The sequence below is a fragment of the Solibacillus cecembensis genome (assembly GCF_050272495.1).
Lineage (GTDB): Bacteria > Bacillota > Bacilli > Bacillales_A > Planococcaceae > Solibacillus > Solibacillus cecembensis.
In genome coordinates this window covers 40,307-56,603 of record NZ_JBNNMF010000026.1, presented here as the reverse complement: position 1 = coordinate 56,603, position 16,297 = coordinate 40,307, and the positions used below count along the sequence as shown (strand labels likewise).

Genomic DNA, 16,297 nt, shown 5'->3' with positions numbered 1-16,297 from the left:
ACACCCGTTCCCATACCGAACACGGAAGTTAAGCTCTTTAGCGCCGATGGTAGTTGGGGGCTTCCCCCTGTGAGAGTAGGACATCGCTTCGCACAGTAAGACCCACTGAGAAATCAGTGGGTTTTTTGTTGTTAAAATAAATATATTATACTGATTGAAGTAACAACAAGGTTTGTTGAATTTCACAGACCACCTTATAATAGGAAGAAAGATAAACTTTAATGAGGTGAAACAATGAAAAGAGAAAGACCGATCGTGGAAGCATTACAGAAGTTTATAAAGAATGAACCACTATCACTACATGTACCAGGACATAAAAACGGAATGCTTTCAAATTTACCATCAGAAATAAAAGAGGCATTAACATATGATGTAACTGAATTAACGGGATTGGATGATTTTCATAACCCAGAAGAAGCCATTTTAGAAGCCGAGCAATTATTAGCACAAACTTATGGAGCCGAGCGGAGCTTTTTTTTAGTGAATGGTTCAACAGTTGGCAACTTAGCGATGATTTATGCGATATGTCAGCAAGGGGATACGGTAATCGTTCAAAGAAATGCACATAAATCGATTTTCCACGCATTAGAATTAGTAGGAGTCAATCCTGTCTATATTGCCCCGAGATGGCACGAACAGAGTCAAACGGCAGGCAGTGTTCAACTAGATCATTTAAAACAAGCAATTAATTTATATCCAGAAGCAAAAGCGGTAGTATTAACGTATCCTACTTATTATGGTGTCGTTGCAAAAGATTTAAAAGTGCAAATTTCATATTGCCACGAAAAGGGAATCCCTGTACTTGTAGATGAAGCGCACGGAGCCCATTTGACTGTCAGCAATCAATTGCCAGCATCTGCATTAGATTTAGGTGCCGATGTAGTTGTACAGTCGGCACATAAAACATTGCCAGCTATGACGATGGCTTCCTTTTTACATATTAAGTCGACAAGAGTAGATGTGAAGAAGGTAAATCATTATTTACGAATGCTTCAATCAAGTAGCCCCTCTTATTTATTATTGGCGTCATTAGATGATGCCAGGCAATATGTAATGAATTATAGAGAGAGTGACTTTGTTTATTTAATGGAAAAGCGTAGTCAATTGATTGAATCATTACGAACTTTAACGGAGTTCCAAGTTGTTGAAGTGGATGATTTGTTAAAATTAATTGTACGAGCACCAGGGTATACAGGTTTTGAGTTGAAACAAGCATTGGAGAAAATGCAGGTATTTGTCGAATTAGCGGATGTTAATCAAGTTCTTTTAATTTTACCTTTATTAAAACATGGAGATGCATATCCATTTGCTGATTTGAGAATTCGAATGAAAGAAGCATTAATTCAATTAAAAGAATCCCCAGGCCATTTAGCACAAGTAAATCAAACGCAATTTGAAATGTCTGCTATTATAAAATCTGAATTAAGTTTTGCCCAAATTGAACATGCTGAAAAAGAATGGGTACCTTATATGAGGGCAATTGGTCGTGTTGCTGCTTCGACATTAATTCCATATCCACCAGGAATCCCATTATTTATTCCAGGTGAAAAAATTACAATTGCCAAGTTGGGCCAATTAGAAGAATTAATAGCAATAGGTGCAGCCTTTCAAGGGGAGCATCGTGTACAGGAAAAACTAATTTATGTCATAAAATAAGAAAAGAGTGAATATAAACATGCAAGGGAACTTATTTATAACTTTTGAAGGTCCAGATGGTGCAGGAAAAACGTCTGTATTAAAATTGATAGGAGAACGTTTACAACAAAAACAACTACAGGTGCTTCTAACACGTGAACCGGGTGGTATTGAAATTGCAGAAAAAATCCGTTCTATCATTTTAGACCCTGCACATACAATGATGCATGAGCGTACGGAGGCATTACTTTATGCAGCGGCCAGAGCACAACATTTCTATGAAAAGATTATGCCGGCGCTTGAACAAGGTAAGCACGTATTATGTGATCGATTTATTGATTCCTCACTTGCGTACCAAGGTCACGCAAGAGGGATTGGTGTAGATGAAGTGTTATCAATTAATCAATTTGCAATTGGTCAACGTCTTCCAGATATCACAATTTATTTTGATATTGCGCCTGAAAAGGGAATAGCACGCATTCATGCGAATCGTTCGGATGAAATGAATCGCTTAGATGTTGAAGGGTTAGCATTCCATCAAAAGGTGTATGAAGGTTATCAAGAAGCGATGAAAAGATATCCAAATCGATTCCGTGTTATTAATGCAGATCAACCGCTAGAGGATGTTATTGAAGAGGTATGGGGGATTTTAAATCCAATATTAGGGTAAAAGTAAATGAAGTGGACCTTCTATCTATGCTATAATAGAAGCACCAATTCAATGAAGGGGTGAGTACGGATGAAGTTAGTAACGGCAGTTGTACAAGATCAAGATAGTAATCGATTATCAAATGCTTTGACGAAGAACAACTTTCGTGCGACAAAATTGGCAAGTACAGGTGGTTTTTTACGTTCTGGAAACACAACATTTTTAATTGGTACAGATGATTCGTTAATTCCGAAATTATTGGATATTATTCGTGATAACTGTAGATCACGTGAACAAATGGTAGCACCAGTTTCGCCAATGGGTGGAAATGCAGACTCCTATATTCCGTACCCTGTGGAAGTTGAAGTTGGCGGAGCAATTGTCTTTGTCTTACCAATTGATCAATTCCACCATTTTTAATCTAGTGGAGGCGGCAAATAAATGAAAATCAATCAAGATATCCGACTTGGTATGAATACAAATCGCAATGATTTACGTCCAACAAACCAAGGCAATAATCGCTTTGGTGATATGGTTTTAAAACAAGGATCTAAAATGCAATCAGAACAACTGACAAGGCTTCTAGGTGATATTTCAGCAGCAGGTAATCGTGTCGCACGTTCACGTAATTTAAGAGAACTTGCACGTTTTAAAATGCTAGTGAAGCGCTTTTTACAAGAAGCGGTTGATTATGGTTTAGAGATGAAACAATCTCATACATGGAATCGTTTCGGTGAGGGTAGACGTTTAAAGATTGTTGAAACGATTGATGAACATCTTGTTGAGTTAGCTGAAGATATATTAAATGAAGAAAAAGAGTCGATTGAGTTATTAGCGAAAATTGGCGAAATCAAAGGTCTCTTAATAAATCTCTATATGTAAAGTATCCCCGTGTCTTTGTCGCGCACTAGACACGGGATTTTTTCTAATATGACTATCAATTAATGCCTCGGCATAAACTGATTAATAAGAAAGCAACGAATGAAAAGGTGAAGACAATGAAACGAACATTAGAAGAGCTAATGACATTACAGCCCGTAGTAATGAAGCAGCTTCAAGCGATTGTAGAAAAGAATCGTTTGGCACATGCCTATATTTTTGATGGTGAAAAAGGAACAGGTAAACGTGATATTATGTCGTTTTTTATAAAGCTTCTCTTATGCGAAAATATGACAAAAAATGTTCCATGTGAAACATGTCGAAATTGCAGACGTGTGGATTCGAGGAATCATCCGAATATTCAACAAATTGAGCCAGATGGTCAATTCATTAAAATTGACCAAGTACGGGATTTAATTGCTGAAATGAAGATGACAGGCGTAGAAGAAGGTAAGAAAATTTATGTCATTCATCATGCAGATCGATTAAATGTGGCATCAGCCAATATGTTGCTGAAATTTTTAGAAGAGCCAGAGGGACACGTTGTTGCGCTATTATTAACGGAGCAAATTCAAGCCATATTGCCGACAATACGTTCCCGTTGTCAGCATGTTAAGTTTGCAAAGGCACCTCGTCCAACACTTGTCCAAGCTCTTATAGATCAAGGAATAACTAATTCAATGGCAGCAACTGTTAGTATGTTAACGAATGAGTTAGATACAGCTTATACGTTAGCAAATGACGAGCAATTTGTACTTGCGCGAAAAACAGTGTTAAAATCAATAGAGACGGTTCATCAAAATGTTCATGAAGCGTTATTGTTAGTTCATGATGAGTGGCTACCATTATTTAAAGAAAAGGAAGAGATGGAGCAGGCACTCGATTTGTTATTATTTGCGTATCGTGATATGGTAGCGATTAAAGCAAATCAACAGGCTATTTGTACATATCCTGATATGTATCAACGTTTCAATGACATGGCATTGCATATGACATATGAACGATTGTCGCTTCAAATGCAATCCGTGTTACATGCGCGTGCAGCGTTAAATCGCAATATGAATCGCACGCTATTGATGGAGCAGCTAATGCTGAATCTTCAGGAGGGGTATACATTTGTATAATGTAGTCGGAGTTCGCTTTAAAAAGGCGGGTAAAATATATTATTTTGATCCAGCAGCATATATTCTAGAAGTAGGAGAATATGTCATAGTAGAAACTGCTCGCGGTATTGAGTATGGCAAAGTAGTTGTACCGATGCGTCAAGTAGGCGAAAATGACGTCGTTTTACCATTAAAACAAGTTGTGCGCCCAGCAGACGATCGTGATCGTATACAAGTTGAGGAAAATTCAATTGAATCGAAACGAGCTTTTGAATTAGCCAATATTAAAATTACGGAACATGAGCTAGAAATGAAGCTTGTCGACGTAGAATATACATTTGATCGCAATAAGATTATTTTTTACTTCACAGCAGAAGGACGCGTCGACTTCCGAGAACTTGTTAAAGACTTGGCATCGATTTTTCGTACACGCATTGAGCTTCGCCAAATTGGTGTACGTGATGAAGCAAAATTACTAGGTGGTATTGGTCCATGTGGAAGAATGCTGTGTTGTTCCACATTTTTAGGAGATTTTGACCCTGTGTCGATTAAAATGGCGAAGGATCAAAATTTATCGCTAAATCCAACAAAAATTTCAGGTTTATGCGGCCGTTTAATGTGCTGCTTGAAGTATGAAAATGAGGATTATGAGATGGCAAAAGAAGGTATGCCAGACATTGGTGAAATAACAATGACTCCTGATGGTGAAGGGAAAGTAATCGGAATAAATATATTAGAACGTTTAGTTCAAGTATATTTAGCGAAGCAAGAGCGTATGGTTGAGTATACATTGGAAGAATTGTTACAATGTGAAAAGAATCTTATATAGATAGAGATTAATGGGGTGGTTTGAGTGAAGGACCGTAATTTTTTAGATACTGTTATGGAGTTCGAACAACAGCTTGAATCAATGCAGCAACAATTTAATGCGCTTAAGCAATTTGTTGCCCATATGATGGAGGAGCATCAGACGCTTCAAACAGAAAACCTTCACCTTCGAACACGTTTAGAGGAACTGTTAGCAAATGAAGCTGGTACCGTCCAAAAAACAGAAGAGCTTAAAAAAGAAGTGATTGATATTGGGGAAGGTTATGATAATTTAGCGCGACTTTATCATGAAGGTTTCCACGTATGTCATGTACATTTTGGTAGCTCACGTAAAGGTGAAGATTGTTTGTTCTGTCTATCATTTTTAAATAAACAAAATGGTTAAACGTAAAGGCTGAATCTGCAATTGTAGATATCAGTCTTTTGTTTATCTTTTATAAGGGAACTTAAACGGAGGAATAGTTGTGGAACAATGGTTAAAGGATGACGAACGATTAGATTATTTATTGGCGGAGGAGTTACGGATTATTCAAAGTCCGTCAGTCTTTTCTTTTTCATTAGATGCTGTTTTATTATCACGCTTTGTTCAAGTCCCAAAAAGCAAAGGGAAAATAGTTGATTTATGTTCGGGAAATGGTGTAATTCCATTATTTTTAAGTGCCCGAACAAAGGCGGAAATAACAGGTGTTGAATTACAGCCAAGACTATATGATATGGCGACACGCAGCATTCAATATAATGAGTTACAGCAACAAATAAATATGCAATTAGGCGATGTAAAAGAAGCACCAGCGACGTTAGGTGTTGAACAATATGATGTGGTCACATGTAATCCACCATATTTTTTAGCACATGAGCTCAGTGAAAAAAATGTTAGCGAGCATTACGCAATCGCACGACACGAGTTATATTTAACGTTAGATGAAGCGGTTGAATCGGCAAGTCGCTTACTAAAACAAGGCGGGAAAGCGGCATTTGTCCATCGTCCAGGGCGTTTACTCGATATCGTGGCAGCAATGCGTGCAAATCGCTTAGAACCAAAGCGCATTCAGTTTGTTTACCCGAAGCGTGGGAAAGAGGCCAATACGTTATTAATTGAAGCGATTAAAGACGGCAAGCCAGATTTGAAAGTTTTAGCGCCACTTTATGTGTACGAGGATAATAATGAATACACAGCTGAAGTGAGGGCACTGCTTTATGGAGAAGGAAAATAAGCATTACTTTTATGTTTTAGAATGCCGTGATACAAGCTACTATGCAGGCTATACGAATGATTTGGAAAAGCGCATTACGGTGCATAATGCTGGCAAAGGTGCGAAATATACGAGGGCACGTGTTCCAGTAGAGTGTATTTATTTTGAAACCTTTGAAACAAAACAACAGGCAATGCGTGCAGAATATGCATTTAAGCAATTACCACGCATAAAAAAAATAGAGTATATGAGGAGAACTACAGATGAAATCACAGAAAAGTAGTCAGCACGAGCAAGGTAGCTGCTTATATTTAGTTGCAACACCGATTGGCAACTTAGAGGATATGACGGTGCGTGCGTTGCGCATTTTAAAAGAAGTGGATGTCATTGCGGCAGAGGATACGCGCAATACGAAGAAACTTTGCAATTACTTTGATATTCAAACCCCACTTATTAGTTATCATGAACATAATATAGAAGTTGGCGGCGAAAAATTATTAACTTATTTACGCGAAGGGAAATCCATCGCGCTTGTAAGTGATGCGGGTTTACCATGTATTTCAGACCCTGGGGCAGATATTGTTGTAAAGGCAATTGAAGAGGACTTTGCAGTCGTACCGATTCCGGGTGCCAATGCAGCGTTAACTGCTTTAATCGCATCCGGGCTAACACCCCAACCATTTTATTTCTTTGGCTTTTTAAAACGTAATAAAAAAGATCGTCGTGCACAATTAGAAATATTAATGAAACGCCAAGAAACATTAGTATTTTATGAAGCGCCACATCGTTTGAAAGAGACATTGAAGGATTTAGAGCTTGTACTAGGAAATCGAAAAATTACATTGGCTCGCGAATTAACGAAGAAGTTTGAAGAGTTTTTACGAGGGACTGTAACAGAAGCGATTGAGTGGTCGCAACAAAATGAAATTCGAGGGGAATTTTGTATTGTATTAGAGGGAAATCCATCAAATGAAATAATCGAAGAAGAAGACGCATATTGGACAGACTTCACTTTGGAACAGCATGTGGAGCATTTAATAGAAGAAAGTCAGTTATCGTCTAAAGATGCGATTAAGGAAGTTGCAAAGTTACGTAACTTACAGAAGCGAGAAGTTTATCAAGCATATCATCAATAATAAAAAACTGTGAAGGGAGAAGTGCTCTTCACAGTTTTTTTATGGAAAAAAAGTACATACTAATAATAAGCAGTTGCATTGACCATAATAAAAGAAAAAAGGGAATATCCCAATAGTGAGATATCCCTTTCGTTAATTGACGCTTATTATTTAATATTTGATTCGATCTCTTTTACTAACATTTCTGCACCTTCAGCACTTAAAATAAGTTTGCCGCCAACTAAGCGCATATTGTCGTCTGAAACTTCACCAGTTACAGCACAAGTCATGTTAGGCATATATTTTTTTAGAATAATTTTATCGTCATCAACGTAAATTTCTAATGCATCTTTTTCTGCAATGCCTAATGTGCGACGTAATTCAATCGGAATTACTACACGTCCTAATTCATCGACTTTACGAACGATACCTGTTGATTTCATATCAATATTTCCTCCTATTAATGATAGTTATTATATTTCGTCAAAATTCGACATTTATTCCTTGTCTATTTAGAATCATAACAATTAATACCATAACCGTCAATTAATTAGTATTCAAATTTCCTATTTTTAATAAATTTTTTTGTTATATTTCTATTTATACCTACTTTTTTTTGGATTTTTAATAAAAAGATTCCGTAATAGTTGAAAGGTTCTAACACTTTACCAGATTTTTGTCATTATTTATCAATAATAGTGATTTGTAATAAACTTTGATTGAAACAAATTTCGTACTTCGTTAGAATAAAGAGGATACAGTAAAGCAAATGGAGGCAATTGCCGTGAGTGAAAAACAAACATTCTATATAACAACCCCGATTTATTATCCGAGTGGAAAATTCCATATCGGTACAGCGTATACAACGGTCGCATCTGATGCGATTGCACGCTACAAACGATTAAAAGGATTTGATGTACGATTTTTAACAGGCATGGATGAGCATGGCCAAAAGATTCAAGAAAAAGCACAAGAAGTAGGCATGCATCCACAAGACTACGTTAATGAAATTGCTGACGTAGCTAAAAAGCTTTGGGCGACTATGGATATTACGTATGATGACTTTATTCAAACGACGCAAGACCGTCATTCTAAATCGGTCGAGAAGATTTTTAAGAATTTCTTAGACAATGGCGATATTTATAAAGGTGAATATGAAGGCCTATATTGTGTGCCATGTGAATCGTATTATACCGAAGCACAATTAGTAGATGGCAAATGTCCAGATTGTAATCGTGACGTACAAAAGGTTAAAGAAGAGTCTTACTTCTTTAATATGAAGAAATACGCAGATCGACTACTAGAATATTATGAAAAAAATGCGGAATTTATTGAACCAGAGTCTCGCAAGAATGAGATGATTAATAACTTCATTAAACCAGGTCTTGAAGATTTATCTGTTTCTCGTATGTCATTTGATTGGGGCATTAAAGTACCTGGAGATCCAAAACACGTTATTTACGTATGGGTAGACGCATTAACAAACTATATTACGGCACTTGGCTATGGTTCAGATAATGAAGAGCTATTTAATAAGTACTGGCCAGCAGACGTACATGTAGTAGGGAAAGATATTGTGCGTTTCCATACGATTTATTGGCCAATTTTCTTAATGGCATTGGATTTACCGTTACCGAAGAAGATTTTTGCACATGGCTTCATTATGATGAAAGACGGGAAAATGTCGAAATCTAAAGGTAATGTCGTGTATCCAGAAATGTTAATCGAACGTTACGGTTTAGATGCAACACGCTATTTCTTATTGCGTGAGCTGCCATTTGGACAAGATGGCGTATTTGCACCAGAGTCATTTGTTGAGCGAACAAACTTTGATTTAGCTAATGATTTAGGCAATCTTTTAAACCGTACTGTATCGATGATGAACAAGTACTTTGATGGTGTGATTCCAACAGAAAACTTAGAAGCAACAGAATTTGATGCGACATTAAAAGAACATGCAGAAAATGTTCGTATTAAATATGAAGAAAGTATGGATAAGATGCAATTTAGCGTTGTATTGAGTGAGCTTTGGTCGCTTATTTCACGTACAAATAAATACATTGATGAAACTTCGCCATGGGTATTAGCAAAAGACGAGGCAGACAAACCAAAATTAGCTGCGGTAATGTATAATTTGGCCGAAAGTTTACGCCATATTGCTGTATTCTTACAACCGTTTATGACAACAGCGCCAAAGCAAATTATCGAGCAATTAGGGTTGGATGAGAAAATGTTAGAATGGGACACGATTGTAACATTCGGTAATACTATTCCACAAAACATAAAAGTGGTAGAAAAAGGAACACCTATTTTCCCTCGTTTAGAAGTAGATGTGGAAGTATCTTATATTCGTGAACAAATGAAGGCATCTGTAAAAACTCCTCAAGAGGAAGTGGCGGCAGTAGAAGCACCACAAACAGAGGAAATTACAATTGATGATTTCATGAAAGTGGATTTACGTGTTGCAACGGTAACGGCATGTGAACCGGTAGCAAAAGCGAAGAAATTATTGAAGCTTCAAGTAGATTTAGGATATGAGCAACGTCAAGTCGTATCAGGGATTGCCGAGCATTACAAACCGGAAGAATTAATCGGCAAAAAGGTAATTGTTGTAGCTAATTTAAAACCGGTGACGCTGCGTGGTGAATTATCTCAAGGGATGATTTTGGCTGGCTCTCATGATGGGGTACTAACACTTGCTACAGTAGATCCGAAATTGACAAATGGTGCGCAAGTAAAATAAATGAAGGAAGTCTGTTGAACGAATGTTGTTCGGCAGACTTCCTTCATTATTTGATAAGGGTTAAGATATATTAATATAACATTTAATTGTAAAAATAAGGTTATTAACTAGGTTATAATACCTTTATTTGGGATGTTATATAAATATAATGACGAAGCAGAGAACTTCTGTAATCAGAATTTAATAATTATGGTAAATTAAAACGTATTTGTACACATACAATACATGATGGGAGAATTTCCAATGAGCACATATATTGACACACACGTCCACTTAAATGCAGATCAGTATGACGAAGATTTACAAGAGGTGATTGACCGTGCACTGGCAGCAAATGTAGAGAAAATGATTGTCATCGGATTTGATCGAAAGACAATCGAACGTGCGATGAAGTTAATTGAAGACTACGATTTTTTATACGCAGTCATTGGCTGGCATCCAGTAGATGCAATCGACTGTACAGAGGAGGATTTGCAATGGATTGAAGCGCTTGCAAAACATCCGAAAGTCGTTGGAATTGGTGAGACAGGACTGGATTATTACTGGGATAAATCACCGAAAGAAATTCAGGAATATTGGTTCCGAAAACAGATTCAATTAGCGCAAAAGTTGAATTTACCGATTATCATCCATAATCGAGAAGCAACAGCAGACGTGGTTCGAATTTTACAAGAAGAAAATGCAGCGTCAGTTGGCGGAATTATGCATAGTTTCAGTGGAAGTGTAGAAACAGCAAATGAATGTATCAAAATGAACTTTATGATCGGTCTTGGAGGCCCAGTAACATTTAAAAATGCCCGTCAACCAAAAGAAGTAGCAACTGAAATTCCATTACAGTACTTATTAATCGAAACAGATGCACCGTATTTGACACCGCATCCATTCCGTGGAAAACGCAATGAGCCTTCATATGTTCCATTAGTGGCGGAGGAAATTGCCCGATTAAAAGAATTGCCTGTAGAGGAAGTTGCCAGGAAAACGACGGAAAATGCAAAACGTTTTTTTAAAATTGACTAATATACTTAAGTGAATTGTTGAAGGATAAAAAAAGTACGTATTTCAACATCAGGAATCGATCGATTGAACTAAGATTTCGTGTTGAAATGAGTCATTTCGACAAAAATATATCTCAATTTAAAAATAAATGTTTAGTATTAAAATTTGCCTCCAATACTAGTTGTAGCAATAGTTTCAGTAAATGAACGATTTTATAAGGAAATCGTTTCTATTGACAGTATGGAAACTAGTCCGTATAATCCAACTTTGTATTAAGGAGGCGTTATTTTCATGTCAAATCATTCCATGAAAAGCCAGTTCTTAGGATCATTGAGGAGTAAGCAAACAGGAGTAAAAATTATTTCAATAGTCCTGTTTGTATTCGTAATAGGATTCGTTCTGTATCAAGGAACGAAAACCCCAGTTGCATTAATTGTAGATGGTGAAACCACCGGAGTATACACACATGCAGATACAGTTGCCGAGCTTTTAGAAGCAGAAAATATAGATATATCAGAGCACGATAAAGTAATACCCTCACTGAGTACCGAAATCGACAGTGGAATGTCGATTGAATGGGAACAGGCAAAAGAATTAGTCATTTCAGTTGACGGAAATCAGTCAATCGTTTGGACAACTGAAAAAGTAGTGAAGAACATTTTGGAAGAAGCAAATATTGAAGTAAAAGAGCAAGATATATTATCACAAAGCTTAGATACAGAAGTAGGAGCAGATAACAAAATCGATATTCAAAAAGCGTTTCAGTTAACGCTTGTCGATGGGTTAGAAAAGAGACAAGTATGGTCCACTTCGACTACGGTCGCTAACTTTTTAAAACAACAAGAAATTCAGTTAAATGAATTTGATCGTGTGGATAGAGGTTTGGAGAATGTTATCGCTCCAAATGAAAAAATCGCAGTTGTTCGCGTAGAAAAGGTTACCGATGTAGTGGAGGAATCAATAGATTTCGCAGTTGAAAAGAAAAATGATTCTTCATTGTTGAAGGGTAAAGAAAAAGTAGTGACAGAAGGAAAAAACGGTAAGGTTGAACGTACGTATAGTATCGTCAAAGAAAACGGGAAAACCATATCAAAACAAGTAGCATCTGAAAAAGTTGTAGAAGCAGCAAAGACAAAAGTAGTTGCTGTGGGTACAAAGGTGGTTACAGCGAGCGTGTCACGTTCGGGTGAACCAACAGGCGGTAAGGAATTCTTTGTAGAGGCGACTGCTTATACACCTTATTGTGCAGGATGTTCGGGAGTTTCAGCAGCAGGTATTAACTTGCGTGAAAATCCAGATTTAAAAATTGTCGCGGTTGATCCACGTATTGTGCCATTAGGTTCAAAAGTTTGGGTCGAAGGTTATGGTTATGCTGTAGCTGGAGATACGGGTGGCGCGATTAAAGGGAATAAAATCGATATTTTAGTACAATCCGAGTCTCAAGCAAATAGCTGGGGACGCAAAAAAGTTCGTATGAAAGTATTAAACTAATCCTTTTTCGTGTGTTGTTTCGCGAAAATTGGGTTATTCCAAAATGTAATATTGCTTTCTCGCTCCGTGACTGATGGCGAGAAGGCTTTTTTTTATGGTAGGGAGCACCTTTTAAAATCAACAGTTGTTATTTTCCCGTGATTCACAAGAAAAATCATAAGCGGAGTAAGCAGCCGCTAATTATGGTAAAATAGCGAAAGACTAAGTTAGAGATGAGGAACGTTTCTTGGATATACAAGAGATTATCGTTGTAGAAGGAAAAGACGACACAACAGCCATAAAACGAGCAACAGGTGCCGATACAATTGAAACAAATGGATCAGCAATTTCTGAAGAAGCGCTTCGCCGGATTGCCCATGCCCAAAAAAAGAGAGGGGTCATTGTTTTTACCGATCCCGATTACCCAGGCCGTAGAATTCGTGCCATTATTGAAGAACGCGTCCCGGGTGTAAAGCATGCATTTTTAGCAAAGGAAAAAACGATTGCTAAAAATGGTAAAGGGTTAGGTATAGAGCATGCGAGTGATGCAGATATACGCGAGGCACTGGCCAATGTGTATACATTAACAGATTCACAAATAATAGAGCAAATTACATTAGAAGATTTAATGATGGCTCGATTAATCGGTCATCCACAATCAAAAACGAGACGTGTTCAGTTAGGTGAGATTTTAAATATAGGCATGACTAATGGCAAACAGCTCCATAAACGATTAATGATGTTCCAAATTACGACGGAACAATTTGCACAAGCTATTCAACAATTAGATCAGGAGGAACAGCATGTATAAAGACATTGCAACGCCAATTCGCACAAAAGAAATTTTAGAAAAATACGGATTTTCATTCAAAAAAAGTTTAGGGCAAAACTTCTTAATCGACCCAAATATTTTACGAAATATTGTGAGTCATGCAAACTTAACAGAAAACAGTGGTGCAATTGAAGTAGGACCTGGAATTGGTGCCTTAACAGAACATTTAGCACGTGGAGCGAAAAAGGTTGTATCATTTGAAATTGATCAGCGTTTATTGCCGGTTTTAGAAGATACACTTAGCCCATATGATAATGTGAAAATTGTACATTCGGACATTTTAAAAGCAGATGTAGTGAATGTAATCGAACAGGAATTCCCAGGTATCGAGGACATCATGGTTGTTGCGAACTTACCTTATTATGTAACAACACCAATTTTAATGAAGTTATTAAACGACCGTTTACCAATTCGCGGATTCGTTGTGATGATGCAAAAGGAAGTAGCGGACCGCATTTCTGCAAAACCAGGCACAAAAGCGTACGGCTCATTATCGATTGCCATTCAATATTATATGACAGCGGAAGTAGCTATGATTGTCCCAAAAACAGTGTTTATGCCACAACCAAACGTAGATTCAGCTGTAATTCGACTAATCAAACATGACACACCGCCAGTTCAAGTAATTGACGAGGACTTCTTATTTGAAGTATCACGTGCATCTTTTGCTCAGCGCCGTAAAACAATTTTAAATAATTTACAAAATGGTTTAATGAACGGTAAACAAAATAAGCAAAAAATTATAGAAGCATTAGAACAAGCAGGTATTGATCCATCTCGACGCGGAGAGACATTAACAATTCAAGAGTTCGGTCAATTAGCGGATTTCCTACACCCTAACTTTTGTGTAAGACAATAAAATGAAGTTCTCCATATGTATAAGTGGGGGATGAATGCCATGTATGCCCCTTAATTAAATAAGGGGTTAAACCTTGGCGAATGTCACAAATTCAAAAAAATTTTAAATTCGCATATAAAAGAGTTGACGGTTTAGGTTTTTTGGTGATAAAATATTATATTTTATTGACAAATATTTCACTTCATGTTAAAGTATATATAGTGAGGTGTATGCGAAAATGCCAAAAACTTTAGCAGACATTAAAAAGTTGTTAGATGGTAATTTGGGTAAACGTTTGCAATTACGAGCAAATGGTGGTCGCAAGAAAACGATCGAATGTGAAGGGGTTTTAAGCGAAACTTATCATGCAATATTCGTCGTTGAACTTAATCAAGAAAACAGTGCGTTTAAGCGCGTATCTTACAGTTACACAGATATACTTACAGAAGCAGTAGAGATTACTTTTTTAGATGATGCAGTTGCAGCCGTAAAATAGTTTTTCTAGTCTTATTTTTAATATTTTAAAAAGACACTCATTTTCGAGTGTTTTTTTAGTGGGAAAAAAGATGGGATTTAAAGAAATCCTTTCAGACGACATATTATTAGTCTTTGTGATCAACTTGATTTGGCATGATGTATGGATTTTTAGTTGCTGTCCATACTAACATGGTCAACGAAACTTTTGATCAAGAAAGCCAATGTTTAAATTTAAGCAAAGGTACTTTCAACAAAGGAGGTTTTCTGCATGTCAAAACAAAAAATCATGTCGTACCGTCTTAAAGAAGAGATCGCCAAGGAACTCGGATTTTATGATGTCGTCGAACGTGAAGGTTGGGGCGGTATTAGAGCCCGTGATGCAGGTAACATGGTCAAGTACGCGGTTGAAATGGGTCAAAAACAATTGGCCAGTCAATCGATGCAAAAAACACAAAAGTAAGTTGACACATGGGGCAGTAAAATCCTTTAGAGGGGTTTTACTGCTTTTTTCCTTGGGGCTCAAAAATAAATTTGAAGGTGCTAAAATTGTTAACGTTTAAAGTTCAATGTTCCCCTCTTTCCTGTGGTAAAATAAGTACATTAATAAATTGATAACGTATAAATAACATGCGTGCCTTACACGAGGAGGAATATTCGATGCTTTATGTAAAAGCACCCGCAAAAATTAATTTAACTTTAGATGTACTATATAAGCGCCCAGATAATTACCATGAAGTAGAAATGATTATGACAACAGTGGATTTAGCCGATCGTATTGGGTTAGAAACACGTAAAGATGGGCAAATAAAAATTGTATCAGCGGATCGCTTTGTACCAGATGATAATCGCAACTTTGCTTATCAAGCGGCTGAATTGTTGAAAAATACATATGGCCTAAGTGAAGGGGTTACGATTACAATCGAAAAGCAAATCCCAATCGCAGCTGGTTTAGCTGGTGGGAGTAGTGATGCTGCAGCTACATTACGCGGTTTAAATGAACTTTGGAATTTAAACTTATCATTAGATGAACTTGCAGAACACGGTGCCAAAATAGGTTCAGATGTCTCGTTTTGTGTATACGGAGGCACTGCTTTAGCAACAGGGCGCGGTGAAAAGATTAAGGAATTATCTGTGCCACCAACGTGCTGGGTTATTTTAGCGAAGCCGAAAATTGGCGTTTCAACAGCCGAAATTTATGGTGGATTGAAAGTAGATAACATTGAACATCCTAATACTACAAAAATGATTGAGGCAATCGAAAACAATGATTACCCATTACTTTGTGAATCTGTAGGAAATGTTTTAGAATCTGTAACATTTGAATTATATCCAGAAGTGGTGACAATAAAAGAGCAAATGCAGCGATTTGGCGCAGATGCAGTACTAATGAGTGGGAGCGGTCCAACTGTATTTGGACTCGTAGATCATGAAGCGCGTGTTAGCCGAATTTATAACGGATTACGTGGATTTTGTGAGGAAGTATACGTAGTTCGAATGTTAGGGGATCGAAATCCACTTGCTTAAAATCGTATAATTATG

The 16,297-nt window shown here is 37.1% G+C and carries 19 protein-coding genes and 1 rRNA gene; 19 read left to right on the top strand and 1 reads right to left on the bottom strand.

Annotated features, from left to right (window positions below):
- The 11 genes from rrf to rsmI form a co-directional block, all read left to right on the top strand.
- Positions 1-92, top strand: a 5S ribosomal RNA gene (gene rrf, locus ACQKIH_RS18995); the annotation flags it as partial.
- A gap of 142 nt (positions 93-234) precedes the next feature.
- Complete coding sequence (locus tag ACQKIH_RS18990) at positions 235-1,656, top strand: aminotransferase class I/II-fold pyridoxal phosphate-dependent enzyme (protein ID WP_427768254.1); 1,422 nt, start codon at positions 235-237, stop codon at positions 1,654-1,656.
- A gap of 19 nt (positions 1,657-1,675) precedes the next feature.
- Complete coding sequence (gene tmk, locus ACQKIH_RS18985; protein ID WP_427768253.1) at positions 1,676-2,305, top strand: dTMP kinase; 630 nt, start codon at positions 1,676-1,678, stop codon at positions 2,303-2,305.
- A gap of 69 nt (positions 2,306-2,374) precedes the next feature.
- Complete coding sequence (locus ACQKIH_RS18980; protein WP_057989552.1) at positions 2,375-2,704, top strand: cyclic-di-AMP receptor; 330 nt, start codon at positions 2,375-2,377, stop codon at positions 2,702-2,704.
- Positions 2,705-2,725: 21 nt separating this feature from the next.
- A complete protein-coding gene (locus ACQKIH_RS18975) occupies positions 2,726-3,166 on the top strand; it encodes a YaaR family protein (RefSeq protein WP_057989551.1) in 441 nt (146 codons plus the stop codon).
- Between the two features lie 116 nt (positions 3,167-3,282).
- Entirely contained in the window at positions 3,283-4,287 is a 1,005-nt protein-coding gene (gene holB / locus ACQKIH_RS18970; protein ID WP_427768255.1) for a DNA polymerase III subunit delta', read from the top strand.
- On the top strand, positions 4,280-5,095 hold the full coding sequence (locus ACQKIH_RS18965; RefSeq protein ID WP_057989546.1) for a PSP1 domain-containing protein: 816 nt from the start codon (positions 4,280-4,282) through the stop codon (positions 5,093-5,095). Before holB ends, ACQKIH_RS18965 begins: the two co-directional genes overlap by 8 nt.
- Positions 5,096-5,119: 24 nt before the next feature.
- Positions 5,120-5,479 carry a DNA replication initiation control protein YabA gene (gene yabA / locus ACQKIH_RS18960; RefSeq protein WP_057989545.1) on the top strand — a complete coding sequence of 120 codons (360 nt, stop codon included), beginning with the start codon at positions 5,120-5,122 and terminating at the stop codon, positions 5,477-5,479.
- Positions 5,480-5,558: 79 nt separating this feature from the next.
- Positions 5,559-6,308 carry a tRNA1(Val) (adenine(37)-N6)-methyltransferase gene (locus tag ACQKIH_RS18955; RefSeq protein WP_057989542.1) on the top strand — a complete coding sequence of 250 codons (750 nt, stop codon included), beginning with the start codon at positions 5,559-5,561 and terminating at the stop codon, positions 6,306-6,308.
- A complete protein-coding gene (locus ACQKIH_RS18950) occupies positions 6,292-6,570 on the top strand; it encodes a GIY-YIG nuclease family protein (RefSeq protein ID WP_057989541.1) in 279 nt (92 codons plus the stop codon). Before ACQKIH_RS18955 ends, ACQKIH_RS18950 begins: the two co-directional genes overlap by 17 nt.
- Positions 6,551-7,423, top strand: coding sequence for a 16S rRNA (cytidine(1402)-2'-O)-methyltransferase (rsmI, locus tag ACQKIH_RS18945; protein ID WP_427768252.1), 873 nt, complete (start codon positions 6,551-6,553; stop codon positions 7,421-7,423). Before ACQKIH_RS18950 ends, rsmI begins: the two co-directional genes overlap by 20 nt.
- A gap of 146 nt (positions 7,424-7,569) precedes the next feature.
- On the opposite strand, the gene abrB is transcribed toward rsmI, so the two are convergent.
- Positions 7,570-7,845, bottom strand: coding sequence for a transition state genes transcriptional regulator AbrB (gene abrB / locus ACQKIH_RS18940; protein WP_057989537.1), 276 nt, complete (start codon positions 7,843-7,845; stop codon positions 7,570-7,572).
- Positions 7,846-8,186: 341 nt separating this feature from the next.
- Between abrB and metG the strand changes: the two genes are divergently transcribed.
- From metG to ispE, 8 genes are all read left to right on the top strand, one after another.
- Positions 8,187-10,145, top strand: coding sequence for a methionine--tRNA ligase (gene metG / locus ACQKIH_RS18935; RefSeq protein WP_427768251.1), 1,959 nt, complete (start codon positions 8,187-8,189; stop codon positions 10,143-10,145).
- Between the two features lie 243 nt (positions 10,146-10,388).
- The gene (locus ACQKIH_RS18930) at positions 10,389-11,162 is read left to right on the top strand and encodes a TatD family hydrolase (RefSeq protein ID WP_057989535.1); all 774 of its coding nucleotides are present in this window, start codon (positions 10,389-10,391) and stop codon (positions 11,160-11,162) included.
- A 270-nt stretch (positions 11,163-11,432) separates the two neighbouring features.
- Positions 11,433-12,632, top strand: coding sequence for a resuscitation-promoting factor (locus ACQKIH_RS18925; protein WP_427768250.1), 1,200 nt, complete (start codon positions 11,433-11,435; stop codon positions 12,630-12,632).
- Positions 12,633-12,858: 226 nt separating this feature from the next.
- Positions 12,859-13,422 (top strand): ribonuclease M5, encoded by a 564-nt coding sequence (gene rnmV / locus ACQKIH_RS18920; RefSeq protein ID WP_057989533.1) that lies wholly within the window; start codon positions 12,859-12,861, stop codon positions 13,420-13,422.
- Complete coding sequence (rsmA, locus tag ACQKIH_RS18915; RefSeq protein WP_427768249.1) at positions 13,415-14,302, top strand: 16S rRNA (adenine(1518)-N(6)/adenine(1519)-N(6))-dimethyltransferase RsmA; 888 nt, start codon at positions 13,415-13,417, stop codon at positions 14,300-14,302. The genes rnmV and rsmA overlap by 8 nt, the downstream gene beginning before the upstream one ends.
- Before the next feature lie 217 nt (positions 14,303-14,519).
- Positions 14,520-14,777: a biofilm formation stimulator Veg gene (gene veg / locus ACQKIH_RS18910; protein ID WP_057989527.1), complete on the top strand. Its 258-nt coding sequence runs from the start codon at positions 14,520-14,522 to the stop codon at positions 14,775-14,777.
- A gap of 249 nt (positions 14,778-15,026) precedes the next feature.
- Positions 15,027-15,218 carry a small, acid-soluble spore protein, alpha/beta type gene (locus ACQKIH_RS18905; protein WP_057989525.1) on the top strand — a complete coding sequence of 64 codons (192 nt, stop codon included), beginning with the start codon at positions 15,027-15,029 and terminating at the stop codon, positions 15,216-15,218.
- Positions 15,219-15,415: 197 nt separating this feature from the next.
- The gene (gene ispE, locus ACQKIH_RS18900; RefSeq protein WP_057989523.1) at positions 15,416-16,282 is read left to right on the top strand and encodes a 4-(cytidine 5'-diphospho)-2-C-methyl-D-erythritol kinase; all 867 of its coding nucleotides are present in this window, start codon (positions 15,416-15,418) and stop codon (positions 16,280-16,282) included.
- Positions 16,283-16,297: the final 15 nt, after the last annotated feature.

Excerpts from the sequence above, each read along its gene's own strand:
- rsmI (WP_427768252.1), top strand. The coding sequence starts at position 6,551 with ATGAAATCACAGAAAAGTAGTCAGCACGAGCAAGGTAGCTGCTTATAT.
- rsmA (WP_427768249.1), top strand. The coding sequence starts at position 13,415 with ATGTATAAAGACATTGCAACGCCAATTCGCACAAAAGAAATTTTAGAA.
- ACQKIH_RS18975 (WP_057989551.1), top strand. The coding sequence starts at position 2,726 with ATGAAAATCAATCAAGATATCCGACTTGGTATGAATACAAATCGCAAT.
- ACQKIH_RS18990 (WP_427768254.1), top strand. The coding sequence starts at position 235 with ATGAAAAGAGAAAGACCGATCGTGGAAGCATTACAGAAGTTTATAAAG.
- ispE (WP_057989523.1), top strand. The coding sequence starts at position 15,416 with ATGCTTTATGTAAAAGCACCCGCAAAAATTAATTTAACTTTAGATGTA.
- tmk (WP_427768253.1), top strand. The coding sequence starts at position 1,676 with ATGCAAGGGAACTTATTTATAACTTTTGAAGGTCCAGATGGTGCAGGA.
- ACQKIH_RS18980 (WP_057989552.1), top strand. The coding sequence starts at position 2,375 with ATGAAGTTAGTAACGGCAGTTGTACAAGATCAAGATAGTAATCGATTA.
- ACQKIH_RS18950 (WP_057989541.1), top strand. The coding sequence starts at position 6,292 with ATGGAGAAGGAAAATAAGCATTACTTTTATGTTTTAGAATGCCGTGAT.
- veg (WP_057989527.1), top strand. The coding sequence starts at position 14,520 with ATGCCAAAAACTTTAGCAGACATTAAAAAGTTGTTAGATGGTAATTTG.
- holB (WP_427768255.1), top strand. The coding sequence starts at position 3,283 with ATGAAACGAACATTAGAAGAGCTAATGACATTACAGCCCGTAGTAATG.
- ACQKIH_RS18925 (WP_427768250.1), top strand. The coding sequence starts at position 11,433 with ATGTCAAATCATTCCATGAAAAGCCAGTTCTTAGGATCATTGAGGAGT.
- ACQKIH_RS18905 (WP_057989525.1), top strand. The coding sequence starts at position 15,027 with ATGTCAAAACAAAAAATCATGTCGTACCGTCTTAAAGAAGAGATCGCC.
- abrB (WP_057989537.1), bottom strand. The coding sequence starts at position 7,845 with ATGAAATCAACAGGTATCGTTCGTAAAGTCGATGAATTAGGACGTGTA.
- ACQKIH_RS18930 (WP_057989535.1), top strand. The coding sequence starts at position 10,389 with ATGAGCACATATATTGACACACACGTCCACTTAAATGCAGATCAGTAT.